At 72.7% G+C, this 19,357-nt stretch carries 20 protein-coding genes; 8 read left to right on the top strand and 12 right to left on the bottom strand.

Translation table 11 applies throughout. The features are described 5' to 3' along the window. Positions 1 to 7: 7 nt before the first annotated feature. Complete coding sequence (locus J4557_RS44945) at positions 8 to 640, top strand: hypothetical protein (protein WP_208273352.1); 633 nt, start codon at positions 8 to 10, stop codon at positions 638 to 640. Between the two features lie 12 nt (positions 641 to 652). Then, positions 653 to 1,198 (top strand): TetR/AcrR family transcriptional regulator, encoded by a 546-nt coding sequence (locus tag J4557_RS44940; protein WP_208273350.1) that lies wholly within the window; start codon positions 653 to 655, stop codon positions 1,196 to 1,198. A gap of 22 nt (positions 1,199 to 1,220) precedes the next feature. Here the strand turns inward: J4557_RS44940 and J4557_RS44935 are convergent, their stop codons facing one another. Beyond that, a complete protein-coding gene (locus J4557_RS44935; protein ID WP_208273348.1) occupies positions 1,221 to 1,691 on the bottom strand; it encodes a nuclear transport factor 2 family protein in 471 nt (156 codons plus the stop codon). An 83-nt stretch (positions 1,692 to 1,774) separates the two neighbouring features. Next, positions 1,775 to 2,257, bottom strand: coding sequence for a nucleoside deaminase (locus J4557_RS44930; protein WP_208273346.1), 483 nt, complete (start codon positions 2,255 to 2,257; stop codon positions 1,775 to 1,777). Between the two features lie 52 nt (positions 2,258 to 2,309). Here J4557_RS44930 and J4557_RS44925 point away from each other — a divergent pair, with 52 nt between their 5' ends. Further along, the gene (locus J4557_RS44925) at positions 2,310 to 3,092 is read left to right on the top strand and encodes an SAM-dependent methyltransferase (protein WP_208273344.1); all 783 of its coding nucleotides are present in this window, start codon (positions 2,310 to 2,312) and stop codon (positions 3,090 to 3,092) included. A 35-nt stretch (positions 3,093 to 3,127) separates the two neighbouring features. Here J4557_RS44925 and J4557_RS44920 read toward each other — a convergent pair whose 3' ends face one another. From J4557_RS44920 to J4557_RS44875, 10 genes are all read right to left on the bottom strand, one after another. After that, positions 3,128 to 4,138 carry a LacI family DNA-binding transcriptional regulator gene (locus tag J4557_RS44920; protein WP_208273342.1) on the bottom strand — a complete coding sequence of 337 codons (1,011 nt, stop codon included), beginning with the start codon at positions 4,136 to 4,138 and terminating at the stop codon, positions 3,128 to 3,130. A 124-nt stretch (positions 4,139 to 4,262) separates the two neighbouring features. After that, a complete protein-coding gene (locus J4557_RS44915; protein ID WP_208273398.1) occupies positions 4,263 to 5,696 on the bottom strand; it encodes a GH1 family beta-glucosidase in 1,434 nt (477 codons plus the stop codon). Between the two features lie 5 nt (positions 5,697 to 5,701). Further along, positions 5,702 to 6,595, bottom strand: coding sequence for a carbohydrate ABC transporter permease (locus J4557_RS44910; RefSeq protein WP_307800572.1), 894 nt, complete (start codon positions 6,593 to 6,595; stop codon positions 5,702 to 5,704). Beyond that, positions 6,592 to 7,584, bottom strand: a complete 993-nt coding sequence (locus tag J4557_RS44905; protein ID WP_307800571.1) for a carbohydrate ABC transporter permease — start codon at positions 7,582 to 7,584, stop codon at positions 6,592 to 6,594. The genes J4557_RS44910 and J4557_RS44905 overlap by 4 nt, the downstream gene beginning before the upstream one ends. A 99-nt stretch (positions 7,585 to 7,683) precedes the next feature. After that, positions 7,684 to 8,973, bottom strand: coding sequence for an ABC transporter substrate-binding protein (locus J4557_RS44900; protein WP_243777367.1), 1,290 nt, complete (start codon positions 8,971 to 8,973; stop codon positions 7,684 to 7,686). A gap of 155 nt (positions 8,974 to 9,128) precedes the next feature. After that, positions 9,129 to 10,190: a LacI family DNA-binding transcriptional regulator gene (locus tag J4557_RS44895; protein ID WP_208273337.1), complete on the bottom strand. Its 1,062-nt coding sequence runs from the start codon at positions 10,188 to 10,190 to the stop codon at positions 9,129 to 9,131. Between the two features lie 10 nt (positions 10,191 to 10,200). Beyond that, positions 10,201 to 11,838 carry a glycoside hydrolase family 13 protein gene (locus J4557_RS44890; RefSeq protein WP_208273327.1) on the bottom strand — a complete coding sequence of 546 codons (1,638 nt, stop codon included), beginning with the start codon at positions 11,836 to 11,838 and terminating at the stop codon, positions 10,201 to 10,203. Positions 11,839 to 11,883: 45 nt separating this feature from the next. Then, entirely contained in the window at positions 11,884 to 12,714 is an 831-nt protein-coding gene (locus J4557_RS44885) for a carbohydrate ABC transporter permease (RefSeq protein ID WP_208273325.1), read from the bottom strand. Beyond that, positions 12,711 to 13,736, bottom strand: coding sequence for a carbohydrate ABC transporter permease (locus J4557_RS44880; RefSeq protein WP_208273323.1), 1,026 nt, complete (start codon positions 13,734 to 13,736; stop codon positions 12,711 to 12,713). The genes J4557_RS44885 and J4557_RS44880 overlap by 4 nt, the downstream gene beginning before the upstream one ends. Positions 13,737 to 13,741: 5 nt before the next feature. Continuing rightward, positions 13,742 to 15,091, bottom strand: coding sequence for an ABC transporter substrate-binding protein (locus J4557_RS44875; RefSeq protein WP_208273321.1), 1,350 nt, complete (start codon positions 15,089 to 15,091; stop codon positions 13,742 to 13,744). A gap of 198 nt (positions 15,092 to 15,289) precedes the next feature. Between J4557_RS44875 and J4557_RS44870 the strand changes: the two genes are divergently transcribed. The 5 genes from J4557_RS44870 to J4557_RS44850 all read left to right on the top strand — a co-directional run bounded on the left by J4557_RS44870 (position 15,290) and on the right by J4557_RS44850 (position 19,277). Then, positions 15,290 to 15,979, top strand: a complete 690-nt coding sequence (locus tag J4557_RS44870; protein ID WP_208273319.1) for a nucleotidyltransferase domain-containing protein — start codon at positions 15,290 to 15,292, stop codon at positions 15,977 to 15,979. Beyond that, a complete protein-coding gene (locus tag J4557_RS44865) occupies positions 15,976 to 16,722 on the top strand; it encodes a nucleotidyltransferase domain-containing protein (protein ID WP_243777366.1) in 747 nt (248 codons plus the stop codon). The genes J4557_RS44870 and J4557_RS44865 overlap by 4 nt, the downstream gene beginning before the upstream one ends. Before the next feature lie 167 nt (positions 16,723 to 16,889). Continuing rightward, positions 16,890 to 17,555 carry a GTP cyclohydrolase II gene (gene ribA / locus J4557_RS44860; RefSeq protein WP_208273317.1) on the top strand — a complete coding sequence of 222 codons (666 nt, stop codon included), beginning with the start codon at positions 16,890 to 16,892 and terminating at the stop codon, positions 17,553 to 17,555. After that, positions 17,552 to 18,340 (top strand): CDP-alcohol phosphatidyltransferase family protein, encoded by a 789-nt coding sequence (locus tag J4557_RS44855; RefSeq protein ID WP_243777365.1) that lies wholly within the window; start codon positions 17,552 to 17,554, stop codon positions 18,338 to 18,340. Before ribA ends, J4557_RS44855 begins: the two co-directional genes overlap by 4 nt. Continuing rightward, complete coding sequence (locus tag J4557_RS44850; RefSeq protein ID WP_208273314.1) at positions 18,297 to 19,277, top strand: zinc-dependent alcohol dehydrogenase; 981 nt, start codon at positions 18,297 to 18,299, stop codon at positions 19,275 to 19,277. Before J4557_RS44855 ends, J4557_RS44850 begins: the two co-directional genes overlap by 44 nt. Positions 19,278 to 19,357: the final 80 nt, after the last annotated feature.

Genomic DNA, 19,357 nt, shown 5'->3' with positions numbered 1-19,357 from the left:
GAGTGGCATGGCCTCCATCGCCGTCGCGTCGCGCAAGAAGCTGCTGAGCGTCCCCGCCGTCGCCGGGGCCGGATTCCTGGTCTCGTGGGCCGCCGGGCTGTCGGTCCCGGTGCCCTCGCCGGGGTTCGGGGCGAGCGGAGCCGAGATCGTCCGCGACTACGCGGGGCACGGCGGCGCGGCGTCCGTGCAGTTCCTGCTCACCGAGGGGCTGCCCGCGCTCGCGCTCGCGCTCGTCCCGCTCGCGCTCGGGCGGGCGGCCCGGTGGTCGCGCGCCGGGCGGATCGCGGCGGGCGCCGGGCTGGTCGCCGCGGTCATCTCGCTGGCGCAGTTCGCGACCGGCCTGGTGCTGGTCGCCGCGTCGGCGCCGGGAACCGCGCACACGCTCCTGGAAGCGCTCAACCGCGCGGACGGCGTCAAGATGTTCTTCCTCGCGACCGTCGGCGTCGCGGGCGCGCTGGCCGGGGTGCTGCCGCGCTGGCTGAACTACACCGGCTTCGCGCTGGCCGTCGCCATCGCGGGTTCCGGCATCGGTTACGCGCTGCTGCTCACCGGCGTCGCTACGCTGGCCTACGTGTCGCTGCCTCTGCTGATCCTCTTCGTCACCGGCTCCGGTCTCGCCCTCGCCCGGAAGGCCCGGTAGGGCGTGCCGCGCGTGGGCCTGACCCCGGAGCGGGTCGTCCAGGTCGCCGCGGACGTCGCGGACGAGACGGGCCTCGAACGGCTCACCCTCGCGGCCGTCGCGAAGCGGTGCGGAGTGTCGCTGCCCGGCCTGTACAAGCACGTCGACGGCCTGGACGCGGTCAAGCGCGGCATCGCGATGCTGGCCGTGGAGGAGATGACGGCGCGGCTCGCGGCGGCCGTCGCCGGCGTGACCGGGCGGGAGGCGCTCGCGGAGCTGTCCGCCGCCTACCGCGCCTACGCCGCCGCGCATCCCGGACGGTACGCCGCCAGCGTCCGGGCGCCGGTGCCCGGCGACGCGGAGCACGCCGCGGTCTCCGACCGGGCGATCGCCGTCATCACGTCCGCGTTCAGGGGCTACCGGCTCGAGGGCGGCGACCTGGTCCACGCGATCCGCATGTGGCGGATCGCCTGCCACGGGTTCGCGTCGCTGGAGCGCGACGCGGCCTTCGGCCTGCCGGAGTCCCTGGACGAGACCTTCACCCGCCTGATCGACGCCCTCGACGCGTCCTTCCGGTGACGGTGCGGCGCGCCGTCACGGCTCACCGGGGGGCGGCGGGGCGCAGGTGGGCGGGGAGGGCGCCGGGGCGGCGCAGGTGGTGGCCGACGTCGCCGACCAGCTCCAGGGTGATGCGGCGTTCGGCGAAGCGCCAGCGGGCGTCGTGCAGCTCGAAGCGGTCGTCGTAGCGGCCGGCGCAGATCGCCTGGAAGGGCAGCTCCGGCGTCGCCTGCATCACGGTGAAGTACGACGTCGCGGCGGCCACCGCGCCGTCCAGCTCGACGGCGACGTTGGTCGTGACGTGCTTGGTCCGCGGCGTGCCGTCGTCGTAGAGGATGATCGTCTTCTCGAACATCCGCGCCACCGCGGCCCCGGTCAGCGTGGCGCCGCTGCTGACGAAGTCGCCGTGCGCGAACAGCGCGCCGACCGCGGCGAAGTCGCCGCGGTCGACGGCCTCGGCGTACGCGAAGATCAGGTTCCGGACGGCCTGGTCGGCCGGGAGGGCGTCGGACATGCGGGAACTCCTGACGGTGGGGACGGCCGGCCATTCAAGCCGCGGCGCGCCGGGCTCGGTGGAACGGTCCCGCTCGGCGGGACTCAGGAGCAGGCGCGCACGTGCAGGTCGTGGACCTCGGCCTCCAGCGCGGGGACGGGCCCGTCCACCCGGACGCCGGGCACCACGTCCTGGACCGGGATCGCGCTGACCGGGGACGGCGGGACGCCCAGCGCGGCGCGCCACGCGCCCACCTGCGCGGACGAGTGGACGTAGACGATGCGGCCGAGGCCGACCCAGCCGTGCGCGGCCGAGCACATCGGGCAGTGCTCGCCGGAGGTGTAGACGACGGCGGCGGCGCGCTCGTCCGGCGCCATGTGCGCGGCGGCCCAGCGCGCGACCTCGAACTCGGGGTGCCGGGTCTGGTCGCCGCCGGCGGTGCGGTTGCGGTCCTCGAACAGCACCTCGCCCGACGCCGAGACCAGCACGGTGCCGAACGGCTCGTCCCCGTCGGCCAGCGCCTCGGCGGCCAGCTCGACGGCGCGGCGCAGATGGACCAGCTCTTCTTCGGTCGGTGCGTAGGCCATGGAGGTCCTCATCTCGGGTCCGGACTGTCCCCAATGATCATAAGGTGGGGGCATGAACGAGGAGTTCGCCCCGCCCGGCGTGGACACGCGCACCGCGAGCCCCGCGCGGATCTACGACGTCTTCCTCGGGGGCAAGGACAACTTCGCCGTCGACCGCGCGGCCGCGAAGGTCGCCACCGACGCCGGCCCCGACATCCCGCAGGCCGCGCGGGAGAACCGGGCGTTCCTCGGCCGCGCCGTGCGGTTCGCGATCGAGTCCGGCGTCCGGCAGTTCGTCGACATCGGCACCGGGCTGCCGACGCAGGGCAACGTGCACGAGGTCGCGCAGGCGCTGGACCCGTCGGCGCGGGTCGTCTACGTCGACAACGACCCGATCGTGCTCGTGCACGCGCGGGCGCTGCTGCCGGCGTCCGCGACCACCGCGGTGATCCGCGGGGACGTCCGCGAACCCGCCGGCATCCTCAAGGACGCGAAGCTGCTCGAGCTGATCGACTTCGACCGCCCGGTGGCGGTGCTGATGCTCGCGGTGCTGCACTTCGCCGAGGACGAGCAGGCGCGGGCGGCCATCGCCGCGTTCCGCGACGTCATGGCGCCGGGCAGCCTGCTCGCCCTCTCGCACAGCACCGCGGAGGGCCAGCCGGAGCGCGGCAGGCAGGCCGTCGGCGCGTGGCGCGACGCGACGGCCCGGCTCCGCAGCCGCGACCGCGCCGAGGTGGAGGCCCTGTTCGACGGGTTCGAGCTGGTGGAGCCGGGCGTGGTGTGGGTGCCGCAGTGGCGGCCCGACGGCGACGGCGAGGGCACCCGCTGGATGTACGCCGGCGTCGCGCGCCGCTGAGCCGCGCCCCGAGCAGTCCCCGAGCAGTCCCCGGGCTACGCCGACTCTCGCAGGACGAGGTGCGGGCGCATGATGACCACCGGGTCCGCGACGGCCTCGCCGCGGATCCGCGACACCAGCAGCCGCGCCATCGCCACGCCCATCTCCTCCGGCGACTGGTGCACGCTGCTGAGCGGCGGGTCGGCCAGCGGCGCCGCCGCGGAGTCGTCGAAGCCGATCACCGCGACGTCGTCGGGGACGCGGCGGCCGAGCCGGCGCAGCACCCGCAGCGTGCCGAGCGCCATCGGGTCGCTCGCGGCGAACACCGCGTCCACCGCGGGCTCGTCGGCCAGCAGCCGTTCCGCGGCGCTGATGCCGGTGGCCTCGCCGAAGTCGCCGAACGCGACGTACTCCGGCAGTCCCGCCTCGCCGAGCGCCTCCCGGTAGCCGGCGAGCCGGTCGATGCCCACCCCCATGTCCTGCGGGCCGGCGATCGTCGCGATGCGGCGCCGCCCGTCGGCGATGAGGTGCCCGACGGCCTCGCGGGCGCCGAGCCGGTTGTCGACGTCGACGTAGCTGACCGGCGACAGCCCCGGCGGGCGGCCGCCGAGCACCGTCGGCACCCCGTTGGCCTCCAGCTTCGCGGGCAGCGGGTCCTCGGCGTGCAGCGAGGTGAGCAGCACGCCGTCCACGTGCTGGGTGGTCAGGTAGTGCTCGAGGCGCGCGTACTCGGCGGGGGAGCGGGCGAGCGCGAGCAGCAGCTGCAGCCCGGTGTCGCCGAGGCCGTTGCTGATCCCGCGGATGATCCCGGCGAAGTACGGCTCGCCGAACAGCCGCTGGTCGGACTCCGCGACGACGAGCGCCACCGTGTCGGTGCGCCGGGTGACCAGCGTGCGGGCCGCGCGGTTCGGCACGTACCCGAGCTCGTCGATCGCCTTCAGCACGGCCTGCCGGGCCCGCTCGCTGACCCGCGGCGACCCGTTGACCACCCGGGAGACCGTGCCGCGGCCGACCCCGGCGCGCGCCGCGACCTCTTCCAGGGTCGGGCGCGTGCCCCTCTGCGTCATCAGGCCCCCTCCGTCGTTCCTGCGGCGTCGTCGCCGCCCCGCCGGGCCGGCGGCCACCGGGGCGCCGGCCCGGCCGGACGGCGGCACCGCCCGCCCCGGGAGGCGGTGCCGATCTCGGCGATCGTCAGCCGCCCCCGGGCAGGCCGCCCCGCCGGATCACGTCCGAGTACCAGCGCGCGCTGTCCTTGGGCGTCCGGCGCTGCGTCGCATAGTCCACGTGAACCAGCCCGAAGCGCTTGGAGTAGCCCCAAGCCCATTCGAAATTATCCAGCAGCGACCATGTGAAATAGCCCGCAAGCGGTACGCCGTCGGCGATGGCGGCATGGCACGCGCGCAGGTGCGCGTCGATGTAGGCGATGCGCCCCGCGTCGTGGACCGTGCCATCGCCGTCCGGCGTCTCGTCGTAGCCCGCGCCGTTCTCGGTGATGTACAGCGGGACGGCCGGGTACTCCCGGTGCACCCGGGTCAGCACCTCGTGCAGCCCGCCCTCGTCGATCTCCCAGCCCATCCCGGTCGTCGGCCGCCCCGCCGCGACGAACCGGACGTGCTCGCTGCCCACCCACGGCGAGTGCACGGCGAACGGCCCCGACGCCGTCTGCGCCGCCTCGCCGGGCGTCCCCGCGACCGTGTGCCGCGTGTAGTAGTTGATGCCGAGCTGGTCGATCGGCTGGTTGATGACGGCGAGGTCCGCCGCGCCGGGCTCGAAACCGTGCCGGGCCGTGTCGGCCAGCACGTCCTCGGGGTAGCGGCCGAGGAGCAGCGGGTCGAGGAACAGCCGGTTCTGCATGCCGTCGATGCGGCGCGCCGCGTCCGCGTCGGCGGGGTCGTCCGTCGCCGGGGAGACCGCGTACAGGTTGACGGCCGCGCCGAACAGGTTGCCGGGGCGGCGGGCGCGCATCGCCTGCACCGCCAGGCCGTGGCCCAGCATCAGGTGGTGCGCGGCCAGCAGGGACCCGGACGGGTCGAGCCGGCCGGGCGCGTGGTCCCCCGACGCGTAGCCGAGGAACGCCGCGCACCACGGCTCGTTCACCGTCGTCCAGTGCTTCACCCGGTCGCCGAGGGCCTCGTGCACGAGCCCGGCGTAGTCGGCGAACCGGTGCGCGGTGTCCCGCTCGGGCCAGCCGCCCGCGTCCTCCAGCGGCTGCGGCAGGTCCCAGTGGTAGAGCGTCGGCCAGGGCTCGATCCCCGCGTCCAGCAGCGCGTCGACGAGGCGCCGGTAGAAGTCGAGCCCCCGCTCGTTGACGGCCCCGGCCCCGGCCGGCTGAACCCGGGGCCAGGAGATCGAGAACCGGTAGGAGGACAGCCCGAGGTCGCGCATCAGCGCGATGTCCTCGGGGTACCGGTGGTAGTGGTCCACGGCGACGTCCCCAGTGTCGCCGCCGAGGACCTTGCCCGGGGTGCGTGCGAAGGTGTCCCAGATCGACGGTCCGCGCCCGTCCTCGGCCGCGGCCCCCTCGATCTGGTAGGCGGCCGTGGCGGCTCCCCAGCGGAACCCCGTGGGGAACCGCGGGCCGGCGTCGGGGGCGCCGGCGTCGTCCTGAACGGCGCTGGATTCCAGGGAGGTCACGCCTTCACTGCACCTTCCATGATTCCGCCGATGATCTGGCGGCCGAAAATGATGAACACCACGAGCAGTGGCAGGACCGCCACGGTGGTGCCGGCGAACATGAGCGTGTAGTCGTTGAAATGGGCGTTGGCGAGGTTGTTGATCGAGAGCTGCACCGTGGGGTTCTCGGGGGTGAGCACCGCCAGCGGCCACATGAAGTCGTTCCAGGACTGCATGAACGTGAACAGGCCGAGGACGCCCGCGGCGGGGCGCAGCGCGGGCAGCACGACCCGCCAGTAGATGCCGAACGTCGTGCAGCCGTCCACGCGGGCCGCCTCGATCAGCTCGTCCGGGACGGCCTGGTCGGCGTACTGCCGCATCATGAACACGCCGAACCCGGTGACGAGGAACGGGACGATCACCGCCTGCAGATGGTTCTGCCAGCCCAGCTTCACCATGATCATGTAGAGCGGGATGATGCCCATCTGCACCGGGATCATCATCGTCCCGACGATCGTCACCAGCAGCGCGTTCTTGCCGCGGAAGCGCAGCTTGGCGAACGCGAAGCCGGCCAGCGAGGCGAAGAACACGGTGGAGACGGTCACGCACGCCGAGACGATCGCGGAGTTCAGCAGGCCCTTGGCGAAGTAGGCGTCGGGGTTGTCGAACAGCCGGTTCACGTTGGCGCCGCCGTGCCCGCCGGGCAGCAGCGGCGGCGGGACGTCGGAGACCACGTCGTTGGTGCGGGTCGCCACCGCGATCATCCAGTAGATCGGGAAGACCGACAGGGTGAGCGCGACGATCAGCGTGAGATAGGTCAGCGGGCTGGCGTTCCACAGGTTGTGGAACCGGCCGGACCGGCGGTCGCGGGCGTGCCGGGCGTCGCCGGGACCGGCCAGGAGCGTGGTCACTTGGTGCCTCCCGTGCGCCGCACGAACAGGAAGTTGATCAGCGAGAAAAGGATGATCATCACGAACAGGGCCCACGCGATCGTGGCGCCGTAGCCGTACCGGTCATGGCCGAAGGCGTTGTCGTACATGTACATCGTCAGCGTCTGGAACTGGTGCAGCGGGCCGCCGTCCATCTTGTTGGGCGTCCCCACGCTGAACAGGACCGGCTCGGTGAACAGCTGCAGCCCGCCGATGGTCGCGATGATCGTCGTGAAGATGATCGTCGGGCGCAGCATCGGCACGGTGATCTGCCAGAACTGCCGGATCCGGGACGCGCCGTCGATCGAGGCGGCCTCGTACAGGTCCTTCGGGATCGCCTGCATGGCGGCGAGGTAGATGAGCGCGTTGTAGCCCGTCCAGCGCCAGTCCACCATGGTGGCGATCGCCGCCCAGGACCAGTAGCGGTTGGTGCTCCAGCTGATCGGGTCGATGCCCACCAGCCCGAGCGCCCAGTTGATCATGCCCCAGTCGTGGTCGAACATCTGGGTGAACACGATCGCGACGGCGGCGGTCGAGGTGACCAGCGGCGCGACCATGCCGATCCGGAACAGCGTCGGCACCCGCATCCGCCGGTTGAGCGCGTTGGCGATGAACAGCGCGATCAGCAGCTGCGGCACGGTCGACAGCACGAAGATGGCGATCGTGTTGACCGTCGCGTGCCAGAAGTCGGCGTCGCTCCACAGGTACTTGTAGTTGTCGAAGCCGACCCACTTGCGGGTGCCCGAGGCGAGCTCCCAGTCGTGCAGGGACACCCACAGCGTGTAGACCAGCGGGAACGCGCCGAAGATCGCGAAAACGATGTAGAACGGCGAGATGAAGGCGTACGGCGCGCCCTTCACGTCGAGCCGGGTCAGCCGGGAGCGCAGGGAGCGGCGGGCCGCCGGAGGGGCCTGCGCCGGGGGATGCTGGGGGCCGTTCCGGCTGGGGCGCAGTTCGGTGGCCATGGCCATGCGCCTCCTTTCCGAGGACGGGACTGAGCGGGAGAAGGAACGGCGGCGGCGCCGTACGGGGAGGTGGGGCACGGCGCCGCCGCCGCGGCGGGAGGCGGCTTACCTGGCGGCCTTCTTGGCCGCTTCGACGGCCTTCGACCAGGCCTCGTCCGGCTTGACCTTGCCCTGCCCGACCGAGATCAGCACGTTCTCCACGGCGGCCCGGACGTCCTCGTTCTTCGGACCGAGGTGGACCGGCTTCACCGAGGCGACCAGGTCACCGAAGATCTTGCCGGCGGGGGCGTCGTTGAAGTAGGCGTTCTTGGAGCCGGTGACGGCCGGGTCCTGCTCGGCCTGCGGCGACGACGGGAAGGTGTTGGCGGCCGTGTACGCGCCGATCTGCCCCTGCGGGGAGGTCAGGAACTCGGCGAGCGCGGCGGCCTGCTTCGCGTGCTTGGTCTGCTTGGGGACCGCGAGCCACGAGCCGCCCCAGTAGCCGGAGCCGCCGGGCGTGGTCGCCACGTCCCACTTGCCCTTGCCGGACGGCCCGGAGAACTGCTCGATGCCGCCGAGCATCCAGGACGGGCAGGGCACGGTGGCGAACGTGTCGCGCTTGAGGCCGGCCTGCCACGGCGGCGTGAAGATCGACATGTCGGAGGTGAGCTTGCTCTCCTCGAACTTGAGCGAGGTGTCGAACGCCTGCTTCACCGCCGGGTTGGTGTCGAAGACGAGGTTGTCGTTCTTGTCGAAGAAGCTGTAGCCGGGGCCGGCGCCCGCGTTCTGCAGGACGGTGGCGCGGAAGACGGCGGTGGGGCCGTCGAGCCACTTGGTGCCGGACACCTTCTGCTGGAACTTCTGCCCGGTCTGCAGGAACGCGTCCCACGTCGGCCAGAGCTTGCCGACCGCCTCGCGGTCGGTGGGCAGGCCGGCCTTCTTGAACAGGTCCGTGCGGTAGCACATGGCGAGCGGGCCCACGTCGGTGCCGAGCCCGACGAGCTGCTTGCCGTCGGGGCTGACCCCCATCTGCCACTTCCAGGGCAGGAACTTGTCCTGCAGGGCCTTGCCGCCGTAGTCGAACAGGTTGAGGAACTTCGCCCGCTGCTGCATGTAGAGCGGGAGGATGCCCTCCTCCAGCATCACCACGTCGCCGGCGCCGCTGCCCGTGGCCATCCACTGCTGGATGCGCGGCTTGTAGGTGTCCAGGTCGGAGACCTTGCGCTGCTTGACGGTGACGCCGGGGTGGGACTGCTCGAACTGCTTGTACAGCTGGTCGTAGCCGACCTCGCCGAACACGTCGACGGTGAGCGTCACCGGCCCCGAGTCCGAGTCCTTCTTGTCGTCCCCGCCGCAGGCGGCCGCGAGACCGCCGGCGAGCAGGACCGCCATCGCCGTACCCAGTCCGCGCCGCATGATGGCCCTCATGGCGGACCCCTCTCAGGTTGTGTCTTCCATTGCGTGGGAGCGCTCCCACGAAGGAAAGACCGTGAGCCGCCTCACTGTCAATCCGCCGCAACACAACCGTTACAACTCGGACCGAACCGGCCGGGCCCCGGTCGGGGCCCGGCTCAGCCCTCCTGTACGGTGGACAGCCGCCGGTCCGCCGGGGGCGGGGCCGCCGGGACGGGCGCCGTGGACCGCCGCACCACCAGCTCCGGACGGAACAGCAGCTCCGTCCGGGGCGACCGCGCGCCCCGGATCTCGTCCAGTACCGTGCTCACCGCCGCCATCGACATCTCCCGCACGGCCTGCCGGATCGTGGTCAGCGGCGGGTCGAGATAGGCGGTCAGCAGCGAGTCGTCCATCCCGGTCACCGACACGTCCTCGGGCACCCGCAGGCCGCGCGCCCGCGCCGCGCGGATCGCGCCGAGCGCCATGATGTCGTTGCCGCCGCAGATCGCCGTGCACCCGGCGTCCAGCAGCCGCGCCGCCGCGGCCTGCCCGCCCTCGACCGTGTACATGGTGTTGACGATCAGCGCGTCCACCTCGTCCGCCGGCAGCCCGGTGTGCGCCGCCATCGCCCGCCGGAACCCCTCGGTCTTGCGGCGCGTCGGCACGTACACGTCCTGCCCGATCGCCAGCCCGATCCGGCGGTGGCCCATTGCGGCCAGATGCCCGACGATCGCCTCCAGCGACGCGACGTCGTCATTGGAGATGAACGGCGCGTCGATGTCCGGCCGGTACCCGTTCACGAGCACGACCGGCAGCGCCTGCTCGATCAGCCGCGCGTACCGGGCCCGGTCCGAGCGCACGTTGGCGTGCAGCCCGTTGACGAAGATGATCCCGGCGACGCCGCGCTCCAGCAGCATCTCGATGTAGTCGTCCTCGGCGACGCCGCCCGGCGCCTGCGAGCACAGCACCGCCATGTACCCGTGCCGGGCCAGCGCGCTCTCGATGACCTCGGCGAACGCCGGGAAGATCGGGTTGGTCAGCTCCGGGATGATCAGCCCGATCAGCCCGGCCCGCTGCTGGCGCAGCCGGGCCGGCCGCTCGTAGCCGAGCACGTCCAGCGCGGTGAGCACCGCCTGGCGGGTGGACGGCGACACGCCCGGTTTGCCGTTCAGGACCCGGCTCACGGTCGCCTCGCTCACTCCGGCGTGCGCGGCGATGTCCGCCAGGCGTGTCGTCATAGGTCTCAAATTATCCCTCTTCAAGGCTCTGCCACAGCGCGGTGTCGGGCGGGAGCTCGGCGGTGTCGCCGTCGATGTGGACCGGTCCGCTCGCGAGCAGCGGGACGCCCCGGGCCGGGACGCGGACCGGCCGGTCGCCCATGTTCACGACGCAGGCGCACGCGCGTCCGGTCGCGGGGTCCTCCCGGACGAACGACAGCGTGCCCTCGGGGCCGTCCAGCCAGCGGAGCGGGCCGTCGCCGAGCGCGGGATGCTCGTGCCGCAGGCGCAGCGCCGTCCGGTACAGCGCGAGCATCGAGCCGGGCTCCTCGCTCTGCGCCGCCACCGTCAGGTCGCGCCACGACGTCGGGATCGGCAGCCAGGACGAGGCGCCCGCGCCGAAGCCGAACGGCGGCTCCCCGCCCTCCCACGGCAGCGGGACGCGGCAGCCGTCCCGGCCCTGGCCCTCGCCGCGCAGCCGCTGCGGGTCCTGCTGGAACTCCTCCGGCAGGTCGAGAACCTCGGGAAGGCCCAGCTCCTCGCCCTGGTAGACGTACGCGGAGCCCGGCAGCGCGAGCGTCAGCAGGGCCGCCGCGCGGGCCCGCCGCAGGCCCGTGTCGCCGCCGCCGTAGCGGGTCACGTGCCGCTTCACGTCGTGGTTGGACAGCACCCAGGTCGCGGGCGCGCCGACGGTTCCGGCGGTGCGCAGCGACTCCTCGACCACCTCCCGCATCCCGGCCGCGTCCCACGGCGCGGTCAGGTAGTGGAAGTTGAACGCCTGGTGCAGCTCGTCCGGGCGGGTGTAGAGCGCGAGCCGCTCGGGGGTCGGCGCCCACGCCTCCGCGACCCCGATCCGCTGCCCGCCGTAGCCGTCGAGGACGCGGCGCCACTCGCGGTGGATGTCGTGGACGGCGTCCTGGTCGAAGTACGGCAGGACGTCGGTGCCGAGCATCTCGACCTGGTTCGGGTGCCCGACGTCGGGCAGGCCGGGCGCCTTCGCCATGCCGTGCGCGACGTCGACCCGGAACCCGTCCACGCCGAGGTCGAGCCAGAACCGCAGGATGTCCGCGAACTCGGCGCGGACCTCGGGGTTCTCCCAGTCCAGGTCGGGCTGCTCGGCGGCGAACAGGTGCAGGTACCACTGCCCGTCCGGCACCCGCGTCCACGCGGGGCCGCCGAACACCGACTCCCAGTCGTTGGGCGGCTCGGCGCCGTCCGGCCCGCGGCCGTCGCGGAAGACGTAGCGGGCGCGCTCGGGCGAGCCGGGCGCGGCGGCGAGCGCCGCCCGGAACCAGGCGTGCCGGTCGGAGGTGTGGTTCGGCACGACGTCGACGATGATCCGCAGGCCCGCGGCGTGCGCGTCCTCGATCAGGGCGCGGGCGTCGGCGAGCGTGCCGAACAGCGGGTCGACGTCGCGGTAGTCGGCGACGTCGTAGCCGAAGTCGGCCATCGGCGAGACGTAGAACGGCGTCAGCCACAGCGCGTCGACGCCGAGGGAGGCCAGGTACGGCAGCCGGGACCGGATGCCCGGCAGGTCGCCGACGCCGTCCCCGTCCGAGTCGGCGAAGCTGCGCACGTACACCTGGTAGATGACGGCGTCGCGCCACCAGCGGGCGGCGCCCCCGGCGGGGGAGCCCGGGGCGGGGACGGCGAGGGTGTCCTGCGTCATGAACGTCCTTCTGGTAGGGAGCTTGTCGGGGTCACGGGCGGGCCGTCACTTGACGCCGCCGGCGGTGAGGCCGGCGACGATCCGGCGCTGGAAGACCAGCACGACGGCGATCAGCGGGACGGTCACGATGACGCCCGCCGCCATCTGGGTGCCGAACGGCTGGTCGAAGCCCGAGACGCCGGTGAACTTGGAGATCGCCACGGTGGCGGTCTGCATCTCCTTCTTGTTGACCATGGACAGCGCGATCAGGAACTCGTTCCACGCGGCGATGAACGTCAGGATCGCCGTGGTGAACACCCCGGGCGCCGCCAGCGGGACGATGATCTTGCGGAACGCCTGGCCGCGGGTGCAGCCGTCCACCATCGCGGCCTGCTCCAGCTCGTACGGCAGCTGCCGGAAGAAGGCGGTGAGCAGCCAGACCGACAGCGGCAGCGCGAACCCCAGGCTGGGCAGGATCATCGCCTGGTACGTGTTGATCCACTTGATGTCCGTGAAGAGCTTCAGCAAGGGCACCAGCTGCGAGATTCCCGGGAACATCGTGGTCGCGACGATCAGCCCCAGCACCGCGTTCTTGAACCGGAAGTCCAGCCGGGCCAGCGCGTACGCGGTGAACGTGCCGACGAGCAGGGTCAGCACGGTGGTGCAGCCCGCGACGACGAGGCTGTTCAGCAGCGCGCGGCCGAAGCCGTTGTCGCCGGAGAACACCGCGTGGAAGTTCTCCCACGACCAGCGCGTCGGGACGATCGAGTTGTCGAACTGGTCCTGCGGGCGCCGGAACGCCGACACGGACATCCAGTAGAAGGGCGCGAGGCAGTACACGGCCACGACGGCGAGCCCGACGTAGGACAGCACCCGCTTCGGCAGGGAGCCCGTCATGCGGTCACCTTCTTCCGCTTTCCCCTGACCGGGCGGTGCCTGCGGGGCCGCCTCGCCTGCTGCCGCGCCTCGCCGATGATGTCGGCGCCGAGCAGCTTCACGAACAGGTACGCGATCAGCGCGATGTACAGGAACAGGATCGTCGCGTACGCCGCCGCGGACCCGTACCGCAGGTTGGACGCCTCGAACCAGGCGATCATCGTCAGCGTCTCCACCGACTTCTGGTTCACCCCGATCAGCACGGCGGGCAGGTCGAACATCCGCAGCACGTCGAGCATCCGGAACAGCACCGCGACCAGCAGAGCGGGCTTGACCAGCGGCAGCGTGATCCGCCAGAACTGCTGGACGGGCCCGGCGCCGTCCACCCGGGCCGCCTCGTAGACGTCCCGGGGGATCATCTGCAGGCCGGCGAGGACGAGCAGCCCGATGAACGGGGAGGTCTTCCAGACCTCGGCGATGACGACGGCCACCTTCGCCTGGAACCCGTCGGCGGTCCACAGGACCTGGTGCCGCAGCACCGCGTTCGCGGCGCCGTCCGCCTGGAAGATCCACCGCCACAGCAGGCCGGAGATCGCGGTCGGGATCGCCCACGGGACGAGGATGCTGGCCCGCACGAACGCCCGGCCGCGGAACGCCTGCTGCATGATCAGCGCCATCGCGACGCCGATCACCGTCTCCAGCACGACGGTCGTGACGGTGAAGAACGTCGTGTTGCCGAAGGCGTTCCAGAACGCGTCGCCGCGGTCGCCGTGGAAGATCGCGGTGTAGTTGTCCAGCCCCACGAAGCGCTCGCCCTGGACGACGAACCCGTTGGCGTCGAGGCCCTCGCCGCGCGCGTACAGCGACTCGCGGAACCCGGCGAGCACCGGGTAGCCGATGACCAGCGCGAGCACGAGGAGGGTCGGGGACAGCAGCAGCGCCGCGAGCCGCTTCGTGCCCTGCACGTCGCGCCTGCGGGGGCGCGCCCCGCCCGCCGCGGCGGTGTCCGCGGCGGACGGCGCACCGTCGTACGTGGTGGTCATGGCGCTCACTGCGCGGTCAGCGGACCGAGCTTGGCCTGCAGGTCGGCCAGCGCCTGGTCGACGGTCTTGCCGCCGGTCACCGCGTCGTACACGTCGCCCTGGATCGCGGCGGTGACGTCGCCGTACTTCACCGCGACCGGGCGCGGCCTGGCGTTGGTGATGGCCTGCTTCAGCACCGGCAGGTACGGGAACTTCTTCACCATCTCCGGGTCGTCGTAGAGCGAGGCGAGCGTCGGCGCCTGCGAGGTGGCGAGGAGGTTCGCGCGCTGCGACTGCTCACCGGTCAGGTACCGGATGAAGTCGAGCGCGGTCGCCTTGTTCTTGGCGAACGAGGAGATCGCGAGGTTGTGGCCGCCGAGGTTGGCGACGCCCGGCCCGTTCGGGCCGGGCAGCTGCGCGACCGCGAACTTGCCCGCCACCTTCGACGACCCGTCGCCGGAGTTCGCGAGCGCGTACTGGTAGGGCCACTGCCGCTGGAACAGCAGCTTGCCGGACTGGAAGTAGCGGCGGCCGCCCTCGGTGTCGAGCGTGACGGCCTCCTTCGGCATCCGACCGTCCTTCTTGGCGTCGACGAGGAACTCCAGGCCCTGCTTGGCCTGCGGCGTGTTCAGCGTCGGCCTGCCGTCCGGGCCGACGATCGACCCGCCGGCGCTGCCGATCGCCTCGACCGCGCTGATGGTGACGCTCTCGGTCTTGTTGACCTCGGTGAAGAAGCAGTCGACGCCCTTGCCCTCGGGCAGCTTCTTGACCTTGTCGCAGTCGGACCACATCTCGGCGTAGGTCTTCGGCGGCGCGGAGATCCCGGCCTCGGCGAGCAGGTCCTTGCGGTAGTACAGCATCCCGGCGTCGGAGGTGGACGGCACCGCGTACAGGTTGCCGCGGTACTGCCCGGTGGTGACGGTCGCGGGCAGCATCGCCGACAGGTCGACCCGGTCCTTCGGCAGCGGCGTCAGCCACCGGTTCGCGGCGAACTCCGCGGTCCACACCACGTCGAGGTTCAGCACCGTGTACGCGTCGGACTTCGTCGTCGCGTTCTGGATCATCTGCTGGCGCTGGTCGTTCGGCTCGTCCGGCAGTTCGACGACGCGGGCCTTCTCCTTCGGGTGGTCGGTGTTCCACGCGTCCACCAGCTTCTGGAGGTTGCCGGAGCGGTCCTTGCCGGTGACGAAGGTGATGGGTCCGCGTCCGGTGAGGCTCGCCGTGCCCGCTCCGCCCTTCGAGCCGCCTCCGTCGTCCCCGCCGCAGGCGGAGAGCGAGAGCGCGAGGGCGGCGCACACGACGGTGCCGGTGACGAGGGGGCCGGTGGCGCGGCGGCCGGTGGTACCGGGGGCGCCGATCGGGGGGATGCGCCGCATGGGGTCCTCCTTCGCGGGACGCGGACGTCGTCCCGCAAGTCCGGGGTTGGGGTGGCTGGACCGGGACGCTAGCAACGGCTTGCAGTCGCGTAAATAGCTTGCAGAAACTTTCTGCAAGTTCGTTGCGGGGCCGTAACGCCTTACAGCCCGCCGGCAAACCCGGTGGCGTGCGGGCGGCGCCTGCGCCAGGCTTCCGTCGTGACCTCCGAAGACCTCCGGCTCGTCCGCGACCACACCGTGCTGTCGGTCGTCACCGGCTCGCGCGCGTACGGCCTCGCGACCGGGGACAGCGACACCGACCGGCGCGGCGTGTTCGTCGCGCCCGCGCCGCTGTTCTGGCGTTTCACCAAGCCGCCGACCCATCTGGACGGCCCGCTGCCCGAGCAGTTCTCGTGGGAGCTGGAGCGGTTCTGCGAGCTGGCGCTGGCCGCCAACCCGACCGTCCTGGAGTGCCTCTGGTCGCCGATCGTCGAGACGGTCACGCCCGTCGGGGAGGAGTTGCTGGCCGTCCGGGAGGCGTTCCTGTCCCGGCATGCGCACCGCACCTTCCTCCGCTACGCCGACGCGCAGTTCCGCAAGCTGCAAGGCGACTTGCGCAACCGCGGCGAGCCCAAGTGGAAGCACGTCATGCACCTGCTGCGCCTGCTGCTGAGCGGCGAGCACCTGGTCCGGACGGGCGAGCCGCTGGTGGACGTCGGCGCCCTGCGCGACCGGCTGCTGGCCGTCCGGCGCGGCGAGACCGGCTGGGACGAGATCGAGCGGTGGCGCGCCTCGCTCACCGCCGGCCTCGACGGCGCCCTCGACCGCAGCCCGCTGCCCCCCGAACCCGACCGCGACCGGGTCGAGGCCCTGCTGGTCTCGGTCCGCCGAAGGAGCGTGGACTGTTGAACCTTCCGGAAGGCATGCTCGACGCGCTGGCCGCCGACCACCCGTACCCGCGGGCGTTCGTCACGGTCAGCGGCGCCCACCTGTACGGCTTCCCGTCGCAGGACTCCGACGTCGACCTGCGGGGCGTCCACCTGCTCCCGCTGGAGGAGATCGTCGGGCTGGAGACCGGCGAGGAGACCGTGACGCTCATGTGGGACCACGCGGGCGTCGAGGCCGACGTGGTCACCCACGACCTCGCGAAGTTCTGCGCGCTGCTGCTGCGGCGCAACGGGTACGTGCTGGAGCAGGTGCTGTCGCCGCTGGTCGTCGCGACGTCGCCGCTGCACGAGGAACTGGTGGCGCTGACGCCGGGCCTGTTCACGTCGAACCACGCGCACCACTACCTCGGTTTCGCGCGCTCGCAGTGGCAGCTGTTCGAGCGGACCGGTGAGCTGAAGCCGCTGCTCTACACGTTCCGGGTGCTGCTGACCGGCGTCCACCTGATGCGGGAGGCGGAGCTCCAGGCGGACCTGACCCGCCTGACCGGATACGGCCCCGCCTACCTGCCGGAACTCGTCGAGGCCAAGCGCGCCGCCGAGCACGGGACGCTGCCGGCGGACGCCCCGTCGCGGGAGATCCTGCAGGCGGACGTCGCCGCGCTCACGTCCCGGCTGGAGGACGAGCGCGGCCGCAGCGCGCTCCCCGAGCAGCCGCCGGCGCGCCGTGCCCTGCACGAACTCGTGGTCCGCGCGCGAATCGGCTGAACCCTCGGGTACCTCCCTTCCGTGCCAGTCGGTGTGGTGGCCCGGAGAATCCATTCAGAATCTGAATGATTCACGGGTAGATTCATCGCCGGGGACGCGACCACGGGCCGCGGCCGCTGCGTACCGATCGCTGCGGGGCACGGTGATCACGAGCCGAGGAGGGGAAGATGCACGACCAGGGCATCGACAGCGAGGACATCGCGGAGGCGGACCTGAGAACGCGGCGCGGCACGTTCCGCGCCGTCGCGTTCCGGGACCCGGTCGACGGCAACGAGCACATGGCGCTCGTCCGGGGCGACGTCGCCGGCCGCGCGGACGTCCTCGTCCGGATGCACTCCGAGTGCATGACCGGCGACATCTTCGGCGCCACCCGGTGCGAGTGCGGCGACCAGCTGGACGCGGCGATGGACGCCCTCGTCCGGGAGGGCGCCGGCGTCCTGATCTACCTGCGCGGCCACGAGGGCCGGGGGATCGGGCTGGTGGCGAAGGTCCGCACGCACGTCCTGCAGGACCAGGGGCTCGACACCGTCGACTCCGCGACCGCGATCGGGCTGCCGGTCGACACCCGCGACTACGGGCCCGCCGCCCGGGTGCTGCGGTACCTCGGCGTCGGGTCGGTGCGGCTGCTGTCGAACAACCCGGTGAAGGTCAGCGCCCTGCGGTCCTACGGCATCGACGTCGCCGCCCGGGTCCCCCTCCTCGTCCCGGTCAGCGACGACAACCTCCGCTACCTGACCGCCAAGCGCGACCGCCTCGGCCACGACCTGCCGCAGCTGGACGGCGTGCCGCCCGCGAAGGCGGCCCCGGTCGACGCCGGTGAGGCGCGCCGATGACCAGGCCGATGACGGTGCCGCGCCCCGTGCCGCGGCCGGGGCGGCGCCGGCCCGTGGTGTGGCGGGCGTGGGAGCTGGCCGGCGCGGCGTGCGTCCAGGTGGCGGCCGTGGCGTGGCTGCGGCCGGGCCCGGCGGGGCTCGCCGCGGGCGTCGCCTGCGCCCTCGCCGCGTGGGGCGTCCTGGAGTTCGCGTTCCGGGGACGGCGCGCGCTGCGCCCCGCCGACCACGTCACGCTGGCGCGGCTCGTGCTCATCGGATGCGTCGCGGCGCTCGTCACGGGACGGCTCGTCCACGGCGGGCCGGCCGGGGCGCCGGTCGCCCTCGCGGCCGTCGCGCTCGTCCTGGACGGGGTGGACGGACGTGTCGCGCGGCGCACCGGGACGGCGTCGGAACTCGGCGCGCGCTTCGACATGGAGGCCGACGCGTTGCTGATCCTGGTCCTGTCGGTGCAGGTCGCGGCGGTGGTCGGGCTGTGGGTGCTGGCGATCGGGGCGATGCGGTACGCGTTCGCCGCGGCGTCGTGGGCGGCGCCGTGGCTGCGGGCGCCGCTGCCGCCGAGCTTCGCGCGCAAGGCGGTCGCGGTGGTGCAGGGCGTCGTGCTGACGGCCGCCGCGTCCGGGGCCGTGCCGTACGCGGCGGTGTTCGTGGCGGCGGCGCTGGCGCTGCTGGCGTGGTCGTTCGGGAGGGACGTGCTGGCGCTGGCCGCGCGGCACCGCAGGACCCGGCGGGGGAGGGAAGTGCATGGGGCTCGACGCGCGCGCGTTCTGGATCCGGTCGCCCGGTGAGGGGGAGATCCGCCCGGTGGAGCTGCCGGAGCCGGGGCCCGGCGAGGTCGTCGTCCGGACGGTGTTCTCCGGTGTCAGCCGGGGGACCGAGACGCTCGTCTTCCGCGGCGGCGTCCCGGAGAACCAGTACGCGGTGATGCGGGCGCCGTTCCAGGACGGCGCGTTCCCCGGGCCGGTCAAGTACGGGTACCTCAACGTCGGGGTCGTCGAGCACGGCCCGCCGGAGCTGGCCGGGCGGCACGTGTTCTGCCTCTATCCGCACCAGACCCGCTACGTGGTCCCGGAGGGCGCCGTCGTCCCGGTGCCGGACGGCGTCCCGCCCGAGCGCGCGGTCCTCGCCGGGACCGTGGAGACCGCGGTGAACGCGCTGTGGGACGCGGCGCCGCTGGTCGGCGACCGGATCGCGGTCGTCGGCGCGGGCATGGTCGGCTGCTCGGTGGCGGGCGTCCTCGCCGGGCTGCCCGGGTGCGACGTCCAGCTCGTCGACGTCGACCCGGCGCGGGCGGAGACGGCGCGCGCGCTCGGCGTCCGGTTCGCGCTGCCCGGCGACGCCGACGGCGGGCGCGACCTGGTGTTCCACGCCAGCGCGACCGAGGACGGGCTGGTCCGGTCGCTGGAGCTGCTCGCGCCGGAGGGCGAGGTGATCGAGCTGAGCTGGTACGGCGACCGGAAGGTGAGCCTCCCGCTCGGCGAGTTCTTCCACTCGCGCCGGCTCGCCGTCCGCGCCAGCCAGGTCGGCATGGTGGCGCCGGCCCGGCGGTCCCGCCGGTCGTTCGGCGACCGGCTCGCGCTGGCGCTGCGGCTGCTGGCCGCCCCGGCTTTCGACGCACTGATCACGGGGAACAGCCCCTTCGACGAGCTTCCCCATGCCATGGCCCGCTTGGCGCGCGGGGAGCCGCCCGCGCTCTGCCACCGGATCGACTACCCGGCGGACTAGCGCGGCACGGACGGCAACGCACGGCAGGCACGGAAACGCACGGCAGGCACGGAAACGCACAGCACGCCCCGGCAGGGACG

This window comes from Actinomadura nitritigenes (assembly GCF_017573545.1).
In the GTDB taxonomy this organism is placed as follows: domain Bacteria; phylum Actinomycetota; class Actinomycetes; order Streptosporangiales; family Streptosporangiaceae; genus Spirillospora; species Spirillospora nitritigenes.
The sequence above is the reverse complement of the archived record's forward strand: the minus strand, read 5'-3'. Positions and strand labels throughout refer to the sequence as shown.

Bases quoted from the DNA above. Each gene is read 5' to 3' on its own strand.
- J4557_RS44945 (WP_208273352.1), top strand. From the start codon at position 8: ATGGCCTCCATCGCCGTCGCGTCGCGCAAGAAGCTGCTGAGCGTCCCC.
- J4557_RS44935 (WP_208273348.1), bottom strand. From the start codon at position 1,691: ATGTCCGACGCCCTCCCGGCCGACCAGGCCGTCCGGAACCTGATCTTC.
- J4557_RS44930 (WP_208273346.1), bottom strand. From the start codon at position 2,257: ATGGCCTACGCACCGACCGAAGAAGAGCTGGTCCATCTGCGCCGCGCC.
- J4557_RS44925 (WP_208273344.1), top strand. From the start codon at position 2,310: ATGAACGAGGAGTTCGCCCCGCCCGGCGTGGACACGCGCACCGCGAGC.
- J4557_RS44920 (WP_208273342.1), bottom strand. From the start codon at position 4,138: ATGACGCAGAGGGGCACGCGCCCGACCCTGGAAGAGGTCGCGGCGCGC.
- J4557_RS44905 (WP_307800571.1), bottom strand. From the start codon at position 7,584: ATGGCCATGGCCACCGAACTGCGCCCCAGCCGGAACGGCCCCCAGCAT.
- J4557_RS44900 (WP_243777367.1), bottom strand. From the start codon at position 8,973: ATGCGGCGCGGACTGGGTACGGCGATGGCGGTCCTGCTCGCCGGCGGT.
- J4557_RS44895 (WP_208273337.1), bottom strand. From the start codon at position 10,190: ATGACGACACGCCTGGCGGACATCGCCGCGCACGCCGGAGTGAGCGAG.
- J4557_RS44890 (WP_208273327.1), bottom strand. From the start codon at position 11,838: ATGACGCAGGACACCCTCGCCGTCCCCGCCCCGGGCTCCCCCGCCGGG.
- J4557_RS44885 (WP_208273325.1), bottom strand. From the start codon at position 12,714: ATGACGGGCTCCCTGCCGAAGCGGGTGCTGTCCTACGTCGGGCTCGCC.
- J4557_RS44880 (WP_208273323.1), bottom strand. From the start codon at position 13,736: ATGACCACCACGTACGACGGTGCGCCGTCCGCCGCGGACACCGCCGCG.
- J4557_RS44875 (WP_208273321.1), bottom strand. From the start codon at position 15,091: ATGCGGCGCATCCCCCCGATCGGCGCCCCCGGTACCACCGGCCGCCGC.
- ribA (WP_208273317.1), top strand. From the start codon at position 16,890: ATGCACGACCAGGGCATCGACAGCGAGGACATCGCGGAGGCGGACCTG.
- J4557_RS44855 (WP_243777365.1), top strand. From the start codon at position 17,552: ATGACCAGGCCGATGACGGTGCCGCGCCCCGTGCCGCGGCCGGGGCGG.
- J4557_RS44850 (WP_208273314.1), top strand. From the start codon at position 18,297: ATGGGGCTCGACGCGCGCGCGTTCTGGATCCGGTCGCCCGGTGAGGGG.